This window comes from Variovorax sp. YR752, from assembly GCF_943372545.1.
Genome location: NZ_CALRZC010000004.1, coordinates 50,020 through 61,960, shown reverse-complemented (window position 1 = coordinate 61,960; position 11,941 = coordinate 50,020). Strand labels below are relative to the sequence as shown.

Annotated in this window: 9 protein-coding genes; all 9 read left to right on the top strand. The window is 67.6% G+C overall.

What is annotated here, in order from left to right:
• Positions 1-84 precede the first annotated feature (84 nt).
• From AAG801_RS01635 to AAG801_RS01595, 9 genes are read left to right on the top strand one after another with little or no spacing between them, the layout of a single operon-like run.
• Positions 85-501 carry a DUF2170 family protein gene (locus AAG801_RS01635; protein WP_153284824.1) on the top strand — a complete coding sequence of 139 codons (417 nt, stop codon included), beginning with the start codon at positions 85-87 and terminating at the stop codon, positions 499-501.
• Positions 502-513: 12 nt separating this feature from the next.
• Complete coding sequence (locus tag AAG801_RS01630) at positions 514-1,245, top strand: PspA/IM30 family protein (protein WP_341886863.1); 732 nt, start codon at positions 514-516, stop codon at positions 1,243-1,245.
• Positions 1,246-1,247: 2 nt separating this feature from the next.
• Entirely contained in the window at positions 1,248-1,607 is a 360-nt protein-coding gene (locus tag AAG801_RS01625) for a hypothetical protein (RefSeq protein WP_180288682.1), read from the top strand.
• 42 nt (positions 1,608-1,649) lie between these two features.
• Positions 1,650-2,294: a ubiquinone biosynthesis protein gene (locus AAG801_RS01620; protein ID WP_341886862.1), complete on the top strand. Its 645-nt coding sequence runs from the start codon at positions 1,650-1,652 to the stop codon at positions 2,292-2,294.
• 53 nt (positions 2,295-2,347) lie between these two features.
• The gene (locus tag AAG801_RS01615; RefSeq protein ID WP_341886861.1) at positions 2,348-4,516 is read left to right on the top strand and encodes a hypothetical protein; all 2,169 of its coding nucleotides are present in this window, start codon (positions 2,348-2,350) and stop codon (positions 4,514-4,516) included.
• A 14-nt stretch (positions 4,517-4,530) separates the two neighbouring features.
• Positions 4,531-5,076: a zf-TFIIB domain-containing protein gene (locus AAG801_RS01610; protein ID WP_341886860.1), complete on the top strand. Its 546-nt coding sequence runs from the start codon at positions 4,531-4,533 to the stop codon at positions 5,074-5,076.
• A gap of 12 nt (positions 5,077-5,088) precedes the next feature.
• Positions 5,089-10,356 (top strand): DNA repair ATPase, encoded by a 5,268-nt coding sequence (locus AAG801_RS01605; RefSeq protein WP_341886859.1) that lies wholly within the window; start codon positions 5,089-5,091, stop codon positions 10,354-10,356.
• Complete coding sequence (locus AAG801_RS01600; RefSeq protein WP_341886858.1) at positions 10,356-11,054, top strand: phospholipase D-like domain-containing protein; 699 nt, start codon at positions 10,356-10,358, stop codon at positions 11,052-11,054. The genes AAG801_RS01605 and AAG801_RS01600 overlap by 1 nt, the downstream gene beginning before the upstream one ends.
• Positions 11,054-11,827 carry a hypothetical protein gene (locus AAG801_RS01595; RefSeq protein WP_341886857.1) on the top strand — a complete coding sequence of 258 codons (774 nt, stop codon included), beginning with the start codon at positions 11,054-11,056 and terminating at the stop codon, positions 11,825-11,827. The genes AAG801_RS01600 and AAG801_RS01595 overlap by 1 nt, the downstream gene beginning before the upstream one ends.
• The last annotated feature ends 114 nt before the right edge of the window (positions 11,828-11,941 follow it).

Sequence of the window (11,941 nt, the reverse complement as noted above, 5' to 3'; positions counted from 1 at the left end):
TTTTGACATGTTATGTCGCTGCACCTATAGTGAATCCAGCGAAGCATCGCGCGCTTCCAACGGCAGACAACCCAAAGGAGAGGTATGCAATCACTGCTCGATCAACTCAAGGGCCTCGATGCGCTGGCTGGCGCGGCGATGGGCGGGCTGCCCGTGCAGCTGCAGCCCATTCCGGGCAGCACGCCCGTGGTCCAGGTGAGCATCGAAGGGCGCGATGAGCTGCCGATCTTCGTCACCAGTTCCGACATGCAGATCATCTGCATCTGCTACCTCTGGACCGAGGAAGAGGTGAAGCCCGAGCGGCGCACCGAGCTGCTCGAATCGCTGCTCGACCTCAACCCGTCGGTGCCGCTGTCGTCCTTCGGGCGCGTCGGTGGCCGCTACGTGCTCACCGGGGCGCTCGGGCGCAACGCGAGCGTGGAAGACATCGCACGCGAAGTGGCCGTGCTCAGCGACAACGCGCTCGATGCGCTCGACGCCTTGTCCGAATTCCTGAACTAAGCGGAGATCACCATGACAGTCATCAAGAAGCTGGTCACCTTGCTGCGCGGCAGCGCCCGCGAAATCGGCGAGAGCGTGATCGACAGCAACGCCACGCGCATCTACGAGCAGGAAATCATCGACGCCAAGCACAGCATCGAGAAGGCCAAGGGTGACCTCACGGGCGTGATGGCCAAGGAGATGCAGTCGGCCCGCGAAATCGAACGCCTGAAGGGCGAGGTCACGCGCTACGAAGGCCTGGCGCTCGAGGCGCTCAACAAGACCCAGGAAGGCCTGGCGCTCGACGTGGCGTCCAAGGTCGGCACGCTCGAGCAGGAGCTCGAGGAGCAGGCCAAGGCCCATGCCTCGTATGCGCTGCAGGTGTCGCGACTCAAGGACCTGATCAAGTCGGCCGAGGCGCGCATCCGCGAGCACGAGCGCGAGATCGGCATCGCCAAGACCACCGAGAGCGTCTACCGCGCCACGCAGTCGATCTCCGAGAACATCGGCAGCGGCGGCTCGCGCCTGGCCAGCGCACGCGAGTCGCTGGAGCGCATCCGCTCGCGCCACGAAGACCTGTCCGACCGCATGACGGCGGGCCAGCAGCTCGAAGACGAGTTCGGCCACAGCGCGCTCGAAAAGAAGCTGGCCGCGGCGGGCATCGGCAACGACGTCGACCGCACCGGCAAGGTGATGGAGCGCATCCGGGCCCGCCAGGCCAAGCCGTCCGAACTGCCCAAGCCGTCCGAACCGGCGTCGGAGTGACCATGGTGCGGGTCAAGCCGGTTCGCTGGCAAGGCTCGGACGAGGCGATCCGCGCGGTCCAGGTGGCCTTCGACGTGGAAGAGGCCGTGCTCGAGGCCGTGCGCACCGCGGCCTTCGAGCAGCACGTGTCCACGCCCGACCAGATCCGGCAGGTGCTGGGCCTGGCGACCACCTCGAAGCCGAAGCGGCCGCGCCTCACGGTGTCGTTGAACGCGGCCGACTATGAATTTCTGGCGGCGCGTTATGGTCTGGCACCCGACGACCGCCTGGCCATCAAGGAGAAGGCCACGCGCGAACTGATTGCCTTTGCGGGCAAGGCGAACAAGAAGAACACCGGCACCAAAAAGCCGGGCGGCAGGTAAGAAGAAAAGAGAACAACAACCAACCCGCACGCGGGAGGATCAATGGGCGATTTCATGGGAGCGGTGACGGGGTACCCCACCGCGATCTACACGGTGCTGCTCGGCGTCGTGGTGATCTATTGGGTGCTCGCGGTGGTCGGCATGGTCGACTTCGAGAGCAGCGGGATCGACGTCGACCTGCAGACGCATGCCGACGGCGACACCAGCGACATGGGCCAGATCGCGAGCTACGTGGTCGCCTTCGGCCTGAACGGCGTGCCGTTCTCGGTGGCCGTGAGCCTGCTGGTGCTCGTGGCCTGGACGCTCTCGTGCCTGGGCGGCGAGTGGCTGCTGCCGCTGGTGCCGACGATGGTGTTCAAGCTGCTGGCCGGCACGGTGCTGCTGGTGGTCAGCGCGGCGCTCGCCATTCCGGTGACGGCGGTGGCGATTCGCCCGCTCAAGGGCCTCTTCGTGAGCCACACGGCCGTGAGCAATGCGGCGCTGGTGGGTCAGGTCTGCCGCGTCGTCACCGGCGTGGTGAACGAGAAAGACGGCCGCGCCGAAGTGGCGCGCCGCGGCGCCAGCCTCAACATCCGCGTCTGGGCGCCCACGCCCAACGCCCTCAAGCGCGGCTCGCACGCGCTCATCCTCGAATACGACGAGGTGGCTGCGCGGTACCTCATCGCAGCGCACGAAGACATCGTCTGACCGCGCGCACCCCCTTACTGTTCGTTCGCTCTTAAAGCAAATCTGGAGAAAAAATGGAGCCCATCATCTTTGCCGTGGTCATACTGGCCGTGGTCATCCTCGGCCTGTTCGCGATGTTCGCCAAGTTCTATCGAAAGATCGAACAGGGCCACGCACTCATCGTGAACACGCTGCGCGCCGAGCCCGAGGTGACCTTCACCGGCCGCATGGTCTACCCGATCATCCACAAGGCCGAGCTGATGGACATCTCGGTCAAGACCATCGAGATCGACCGCTCCGGCAATGAAGGCCTGATCTGCCGCGACAACATCCGCGCGGACATCAAGGTGAAGTTCTTCGTGCGCGTCAACAAGACCGCCGACGACGTGCTGAAGGTGGCGCAGGGCATCGGTTGCGCGCGGGCCTCCAACCACGAGACGCTCGAAGAGCTGTTCTCGGCCAAGTTCTCCGAAGCGCTCAAGACGGTGGGCAAGTCGATGGACTTCGTCGACCTCTACCAGGCGCGCGACGGCTTCCGCGACCAGATCATCAGCCAGATCGGCAACGATCTCTCGGGCTACGTGCTCGAAGACGCCGCTATCGACTACCTCGAGCAGACGCCGCTGTCGGAGCTCGACGCCAACAACATCCTCGATGCGCAGGGCATCAAGAAGATCACCGAGCTGACGGCGGTCGAGCATGTGCGCACCAACGAGCTGCGCCGCAACGAGGAAATGCAGATCAAGAAGAAGAACGTCGAGACGCAGGAAGCGCTGCTCGAACTCGAGCGCCAGCAGGCCGACGCCACCTCGCGCCAGCACCGCGAAATTGCCAGCGTGCGCGCCCGCGAGGAAGCCGAGACCTCCAAGATCCAGTCCGAAGAACGCACCAAGTCTGAAACCGCGCGCCTGCTGTCGGAGCAGACCGTGGCCGTCCAGCAGGAAAACGTGCAGCGCGAAAAGGAAGTGGCCGAGAACAACCGCAAGCGCGCGGTGGCCGTCGAGGAAGAAAAGGTCACGCGTGCCCGCGACCTCGAGATCGTCGATCGCGAGAAGGAAGTGACCCTGCAGCGCATCGAGAAGGACAAGGCCGTCGAAGTGCAGAAGAAGGCGATTGCCGACGTGATCCGCGAGCGCATCGTGGTCGAGCGCACGGTGGCCGAGCAGGAAGAAGCGATCAAGGAGCTGCGCGTCGTGGCCGAGGCCGAGCGCACCAAGAAGTCGGTCGTGATCATGGCCGAGGGCCAGGCCGACGAGAAGATGGTGATCGACGTGAAGGCGGCCGAAACGCAAGAAAAGCGCGCGCGCCACAAGGCGGCCGAAGAACTCACGCTGGCCGATGCCAAGCTGAAGGTGGCCGAGCGCGACGCTGAATCGAAGAAGCGCGAAGCCGAGGGCATGGAAGCCATCTCCGCCGCGCCGGGCCTCGCCGCCGCCAAGGTCGAGATCGCCACCGCGCAGGCACGCCTGGCTACGTTCGAGGCCGAGGCCTCGGGCAAGGAAAAGCTGGGCCTGGCCGACGTGCACGTGCGCCAGGCCGATGCCGACGCGATCCTCAAGGCCGGTCAGGCCGACGCGCAGGTCATCGAAGCGCGCTCGCAGGCCGAAGCCGCCGGCATGCGCGCCAAGTTCGACGCCGAAGCTTCGGGCAAGGAAAAGCTCGGCCTCGCCGACGTCAACGTGCGCACGGCCGATGCCGAGGCCACGCTCAAGTCGGGCCAGGCCGATGCGCAGGTGATCGAAGCCCGCTTCAACGCCGAGGCAAAGGGCCTGCACGAGAAGTTCGAGGCCATGAAGTCCATGAGCCCCGAAACCCGCGACCACGAAGAGTTCCGCATGCGCCTGGAAAAGTCGCACATCGAGACCATGAAGGGCATCGACGCACAAACGTCCATTGCCAAGGAACAGGCCGACGTGCTGGGCACCGCACTCGCCAACGCCAAGATCGACATCGTCGGCGGCTCGGGCGACTACTTCGACAGCTTCGTGCGCTCGCTCTCCGTGGGCAAGGGCATCGACGGCGTCATCTCCAAGAGCCAGGCGGTGCAGGTCGCCTTCAAGGAGCAGCTCTCGGGCGAACGCGACGTGGTGAAAGACCTGCGCGACATCGTCGGCGCGCTGGGCAACTCGTCGGGCGAAATCCAGAACCTCAGCGTTGCCTCGCTGATGAGCAAGATCGCCAACGACGGCACCGAAAGCCAGAAGTCGGCACTTCAGAACCTGATCTCCACCTTCCGCAACTGAGACGGGAGCGCGCGATGAACCCGAACCTGAAGTGCAGTTGCGCCGCCCATGCCGCGATGCAGCCCGTCGCGCTCGCCGAAGCCTTGCTCGGCGTGCAGTGCGGCGACTGCCACGGCATGGTGATGGACATGGACGACTGGCGCGGCTGGAAAGCCGCCGACCCGAAGCGCGTGCCGCATGAGGTCGACGACGAGGTGATCGAGGTGTTCGACCTCGCCGCCGTGCGCCATTGCCCCGAATGCGAGCGGCTGATGCAGCGCCTGCGCGTGAGTGCAGGGCCCGACTTCCGCATCGACCGCTGCGTGGCCTGCCAGAACCTCTGGTTCGACCAGGGCGAATGGCGCGCCCTCGTGAGCCGCGGCCTGGCCGGCCGGCTCGACGAGCTGCTGTCCGACGGCTGGCAGCGCCGCCTGCAGACCGAAGAGGTGCGCGAGGCGCGCCTTGCCGCGCTGCGCCGCCGCTACGGCGACGACTGCATCGACGAGCTGGACCGCATCCGCGCCTGGCTCGACACCCAGCCTCACCGCGACGAATTGCTCGCACTGCTGCGCGCGGACTGACCGCGCCGATCCATGCAACCCACTGACGACACCGGCGCGCCGCCCGGCGCCCAGGCTCCCATCGACGCCACCGAAGCGCTGGTCTCCGGCAGCGGCAGCTACGACCTGCTGAAGAAGCGGCTCGAAACCCAGGGCGAAGGCCTGCTCAAGAAGACGCAGGCGCTCAACGAGCAGCGGCTCGCCGAGTTCGGCCGCTCCGACCAGGCGCTGATCTTGCGCACCCGCGCGCGCACCGAGAACAATGCCGTGGCGCGCGACATCGTGCGCATCGGCGACCTGCTGCTGTTCGGCTACAACGTCTTCATCGGCCTGCGCAAGGAAACGGCCGTGGGCGACGTGTTCGGCCTGTACCGGCTCGCGTCGCCGGGTGAAGCCGCCACCGAGAACGACGAGCTGCAGCCCGTGCCGCTGGCCGGCTCCTTCCTGGAAGACACGCGCTTCGTCTCCGACTTCCGCGAGCTCTACGCCTACTACAAGCAGGCCACGTTGCTGCAGCTGCGCGTCACGCAGGACAAGCTGCTCGCCTCGTTCCAGATCGGCCAGCAGCTGAGCGACGTGCGCGTGTTCCGCTGGGCCATCGAGCGCGACGGCAGCATCCACTACGTCGACAACCGCGGTGAGCGCGACATTGCCTTGCCAGCAAGCCACGACTTCGAATGGACCGTGGCCACGCGCGAAGACCACGTGGGCGGCAAGCACCCGCACGTGAACGTGCTCGACACCGTGTTCGTCGAGACGCTGGGCGGCGACCTCACGATCAAGATCGAGAACAACACCGAGACCGGCCTGGGCATCTACAGCGAGCCGGTGGAAGACAAGAGCCAGTCGCTCACCGACGCCGAGATTGCCTGGGCCAAGCTCGGCATGCTGATCCTGCTGCGCGTGAAGCCCTACCGCGAGCAGACCACGCGTTACCTGGTGTTCAACATCCGCACGCAGCAGGTCGAGCGCATCGACGCCATCGGCGGCTCCTGCGTGCAGCTGCCCGAAGACCACGGCATCATCTTTCCCGGCGGCTACTACCTGCAGTCGGGCGAGCACAAGCGCTTCGACCTGCCCGCCGAGGTGGTCGAAAGCCTGCGCTTCAAGCGCATGCTGCGCTCGCCCAACGGCGAGGACGTGGCCTATGTGTTCTACGACCGCAAGCCGGGGCGCTACGCGCTCTTCAACTACAACCTGATCGACAAGAAGCTCGCCACGCCGATCATCGCCAACGGCTACGCGCGCTTTGCCGACGGCCGCATCCTGGTGTTCAACGGCGACAACGGCGAGCCCATGCGCGTGCATCCGATGCAGCTGTGGCAGACGCCCTTCGCCAGCGAAGAGCACGTGAGCGCGCAGCCGCCCGCCACCGGCTTCTTCGGCAAGATCGGCAATGCCGAGCTGGTGCGCGGCGTGAGTGACCTCATGGGCATCGCCCGCGCGGTGCGCGAGCAGGCGCCCACGCGCGCGGCCTACGACGACCTGATCCGCCAGTGCACCCGCGTGAGCGACGCCTACTTCTGGCTCGACGCGCCCGAGGCCGCCGGCCTCATGGGCGAGCTGCGCAGCATCGCCGAGGTGGCGCGCAGCACGCTGGCCGAGTTCGAAAAGGTCGACACCATCCGCCGCGAAACCGCGCGCGCGCTGGCCCGTGCGGAAGACGAGCAGCACGCGCTGATGGTCGACATCGCCAGCACACTCTGGCGCGCCCCCGACGATTTCGTGAAGGCGCTGGGCCGCCTGCGCGAGCGGCGCGGCGCGCTGCAGATGCTCAAGGAGCTGCGCTACGCCGACCTGCCGCGCATCGCCGCCATGGACGCCGCGCTCGAGGCCGAGCAGCAGCGCATCGGCGAGCGCGCCATGCAGTTCCTGGCGGCCGACACCGCCTTCAACGGCCAGCGCCAGGCACTCGACAAGCTCGCGCTCGAACTGCCCAACCTCGCCACGTCGCCGGCGCTCGGCCAGATGCTGGCCACGCTCGACGAGCAGGCGGCCGGCCTCGACCTGCTGACCGAGCAGCTCGGCAGCCTGCCGGGCGGCGATGCGGTGATCCGCACGTCGATCCTGGACCGCATCTCGTTGATCTACGCCGACATCAACCGCATGCGCGCCGATGCGCGCATGCGGCGCAAGTCGCTGGGCGCGACCGAGGCGCGTGCCGAGTTCGGTGCGCAGTTCAAGCTCTTCAGCCAGGCGGTCGAGAACGCGCTGGAGTTCGCCGACACGCCCGAGAAGTGCGACGACGCGCTCACGCGCCTGCTGGCCCAACTCGAAGAGATCGAAGGCCGCTTCGCCGAGCAGGAAGACTTCCTGGCCGACATCGCAGAGAAGCGCGAGACCGTGTACGAAGCGCTGTCCGCACGCCGCCAGAGCCTGGTGGAAGCCCGCCAGCGCCGCGCGCAGGGCGTGGTCGATGCGGCAGGGCGCATCCTCGACGGAATTCCGCGCCGCATCGCGCAGTTCGGCGACCTGACACAGGTTCACAGCTACTTCGCGGCCGATCCGATGATCGGCAAGTTGCACACGCTGATCGCCGACCTGCGCACGCTGGGCGCCGCGGTGCAGGCCGACGAGCTCGACACGCGCCTGAAGACCGCGCGCGACCAGGCGCTGCGCTCCATCCGCGACAAACGCGAGCTGGTGAGCGAGGGCGGCGACACGCTGCGCCTGGGCCGCCATGCCTTCACCGTGCACCGCCAGCCGGTCGACCTGACGCTCGTGGCCCGCGACGAAGGCATGGCCTACCAGGTCACGGGCACCGACTACCAGAGCCCGGTCGATGAACCGCGGCTGCTGCCGCTGCAGCGCTACTGGAACCAGTCGCTGGTGTCGGAAACGCCGGAGCTGTCGCGTGCCGAGTACCTGGCCGGGCGGTTGTTGGAAGCACTGCTCGACGGCAAGACCGAGCGCAGCTGGGCCGAGGTGCTCACCTTGCTGGCCGAAGACCCGCTGCACCCGCAGCTGCTCGACATGGTCCGCCGCTTTGCCGCGGCGCGGTATCAAGAGGGCTACCAGAAGGGCATCCACGACGACGACGCGATGCGCCTGCTGGGTGCGCTCGTCGGCATGCAGGACCAGGCGGGTCTGCTCGCCTGGGGCCCGACCGAACGCGCGCTGGCGTTGCTCTACTGGCAGCACGGCCACCTGATCGCGCACCGCGAATCGATGCTGCGCCGCGCGCGCGCTTCGATGCAGATGCTGGCGCTGTTTGGCCGGCGCGATGCGCTGGCGCAGCTCGAGGCCGACATCGCACGCGCGCTGAACCACTTCGCCCGCGACGTGGTGCCCGACCTGCTGCCGCTGGCCGACACCGCGAGCGACGAAACACGCGACGCGCACGACGGCCGCGTGACCACGCTGTGCGATCAGGCCGCTGCGTACCTCGTGCGCGAACTGGCCAGCGAACATGGCGGCGACACCTGGGCCGTGTCGGGTGCGGGCGAAGACCTGGCGGCCGCGCTGCTGCGCGAACTGGAGCGCGGCGGCCGACGCGACGCGTGGCAGCACGACCTCGACGCCGCACCGCCGGCCGAACGCTGGCGCTTGGCGCGCGACTGGGTGCGCGCCTACGCGACGCACCAGGCACCGCAATCGATCGACTGGATCGACGACGCGGCCAGCGTGCTGGCGATGCCGCTGCAGCGCACCCGCGTCAACGCGGCGCTCGACCGCACCGTCGAAGGCCTGCGCGGCGAGCACCCGCGCGTGGCCGAGGGCCGGCTCACGCTGAACCTCAACGACTTCTGGCGCCGCTTCCTGTTTCACACCCTGCACGCGGTGCCGGGCTACGAGGCGCTGCACAGCCTGCGCCACGAACTGCTCGAACGCGAGAAGGCGCGGCTCAAGCTCAGCCAGTTCCAGGCCAAGCCGCTGTCGACCTTCGTGCGCAACCAGCTGATCGACGAACTCTACCTGCCAATCATTGGCGACAACCTCGCCAAGCAGATCGGCTCGGCGGGCGAGGGCAGCCGCACCGACCGCATGGGCCTGCTGCTGCTGATTTCGCCGCCCGGCTACGGCAAGACGACGCTGATGGAGTACGTGGCCGACCGCCTCGGCCTGATCTTCGTGCGCATCAACTGCCCGGCGCTCGGGCATGGCGTCACGGCCATCGACCCGGTCAATGCGCCCAACAGCGCGGCACGGCAGGAGCTGGAGAAGCTCAACCTGGGCTTGGCGATGGGCAGCAACGTGATGCTGTACCTGGACGACATCCAGCACACCAGCCCCGAGTTCTTGCAGAAGTTCATCGCGCTGGCCGACGGCACGCGCCGCATCGAGGGCGTGTGGAACGGCGAGCCGCGCAGCTACGACATGCGCGGCAAGCGCTTCGCGATCGTGATGGCGGGCAACCCGTACACCGAGTCGGGCGACGTGTTCAAGATTCCCGACATGCTGGCCAACCGCGCCGACATCTACAACCTGGGCGACGTGCTCTCGGGCCGTGAGGCGGCATTCGCGCTCTCGTACATCGAGAACAGCCTGACCTCCAACCCCACGCTGATGCCGCTGGCCTCGCGCGACCCGAAGGACGTGCAGCTGCTGGTGAAGATGGCGCAGGGCCACGACGTGCCGAGCAGCGCGCTGTCGCACGCCTACAGCGCGGTCGAGCTGGAAGAAATCAAGGCGCTGCTGCAGCGGCTGTTCCGTGCGCGCGACCTGCTGTTGAAGGTCAACCTTGCATACATCGCCTCGGCCGCACAGCAGGAGAGCTACCGCACCGCGCCGCCGTTCAAGCTGCAGGGCAGCTACCGCAACATGACCAAGCTCGCGGGCAAGATCACGCCGTTGATGCGCGACGACGAACTCGACGCGCTGCTGCGCGACCACTACCGCGGCGAGGCCCAGACGCTGACCACGGGCGCCGAGGAGAACCTGCTGCGCCTCGCGCAACTGCTCGGCAGCCCAACGCCCGAGGAGAGCGCGCGCTGGACGGCCATCTGCGACGAGTTCGTGCGCCAGCGCAAGCTCGGCGGCGCCGACGTCGACGGCAGCCAGCGCATCGCGAGCAGCATGCTCGACGTGGCGCGCGCGGTCGATGCGCTCAAGCCCGAGCCCACGCCGCCGGTCGAAGGCCCGAGCGAAGGCCAGCGCCTGGCCGACGCCATGCTGCAGATCGCCGTGACCTACCGCGAGCTGATCCTGCCGCTGGTGACGGCGACCGAGCGCCGGCTCGAACTCGACCGCTCGATCAAGCAGGACATGGAGCGCCTCGCCGCCGAGGTGCAGGCCACACGGGCGGCGCCCAAGCGCGCGCCTGCACCTCCAGCCCCACCCAAAGCCGACAAGGATCATTGATGTCCGCATTGCCCGAACTGCTGGCCCAGCTCGACGCGACGATGGCCGACGCGCGCTTGAGCGACGACGAGCGCCGCGTGCTGGTCCACACCCTGCGCGAAGCCTCGCCGCCCGAAGACGGCCTGCGCCAGCTGCGCAACCGCGCCTTCGATCTCGTGCGTTCGCGCACCGCCGACCCCGAGCAGCTGTCGCTGCTCAAGTGGCTCGAAGGCGTGGTGCGCGCCATCGACACCGGCCGCTCGCCCGACAGCGTCACCGTGCGCTCGCAGGCCTACTTCAGCCCCGGCACGGCCTGCCTGCAGGCGATCAACCAGCAACTGCGAACGGCCAAGCGCGCGGTCGACCTGTGCGTGTTCACGCTGTCGGACGACCGCATCACCGCCGAGGTGCTGGCGGCGCACCGGCGCGGCGTGACGGTGCGCTTCGTCACCGACAACGACAAAGAGTTTGACCGCGGGAGCGACGTCGGCCAGCTGCGCGCGGCCGGTATTGCGGTGGCGGTGGACCGCACCGACGCCCACATGCACCACAAGTTCGCGCTCTTCGACGGCGCGCGGCTGCTCAACGGCAGCTACAACTGGACCCGCAGCGCCTGCGAGTTCAACGAGGAAAACCTGGTGCTGAGCAACGACCCGCCGCTGGTGCGCCGCTTCGCGGACGAATTCGACACCTTGTGGAAAGAACTGCAGGCCCCCTGATGGCAAGACGAATCGACTACGACTGGGAACTCCCCGCCGCCATGCAGCAGCGGCTGGGCGGCAGCACCTACGGCGCGCAGCGCATCATCCATGAGCAGGAGCACCTGATGGTGATCCTGCACGAGCCGCCCTCGGGCTCCGGCGCCGAGCGCAAGCCCGTGGTGTTCCTGCGCAAGCCCGACGGCGCGTGGCTGCACAAGGGCAACAACCCCGGCGAGCGCGCGCTCGCCAAGCTGCTCGAAAGCTACCGCGCCGCGTTCAGCACCTTCGAGATCCGCCACCAGGCCGCCGAGACCTCGGAAGACCTGTTCCAGGTCCTCGGCCCGCTGATCCCGCTCACCCGCGCCGCGCGGAACATGCAGGACGCCCTGCAGGCCGCGCGCGATGCCGTGAAGGGCGACCTGATGCTCATCGACCAGCGCGACCTTGCGGTGGAAATTGCGCGCGGCTTCGAGCTGCTGCTGGCCGACACGCGCATGTCGCTCGACTACCGGCTCGCGCGCGCCGCCGAAGCGCAGGCGGGCTCGGCCCTCGACATGAGCCGTGCGCAGCACAAGCTCAACACCATCGCCGCGCTGACATTTCCGCTGATGGCCGTCGGTGCGGCCTTCGGCATGAACCTGCACAGCGGCGTGGAGAACCTGCCGTCGTGGGTGTACTGGCTGATCTTCGCGGCCGGCATCTGCCTGGGCGTGATGCTGCGCGGCTGGGTCAAGACGCCGGCCGCGCTGCCGGTGGTTGCCAAGCCTGCGTCCACGCTGAAGAAGAAGTAGCAGCAGGGCGCATGGCATGGCCTTCGCGTTTCGCGAAGGCCTGCTGCCATCAGAGCAATTCCGTTCATCGCGATCTGTTTCTAGAGTAGGGGCAACCCACTTGGAGACAGAGAC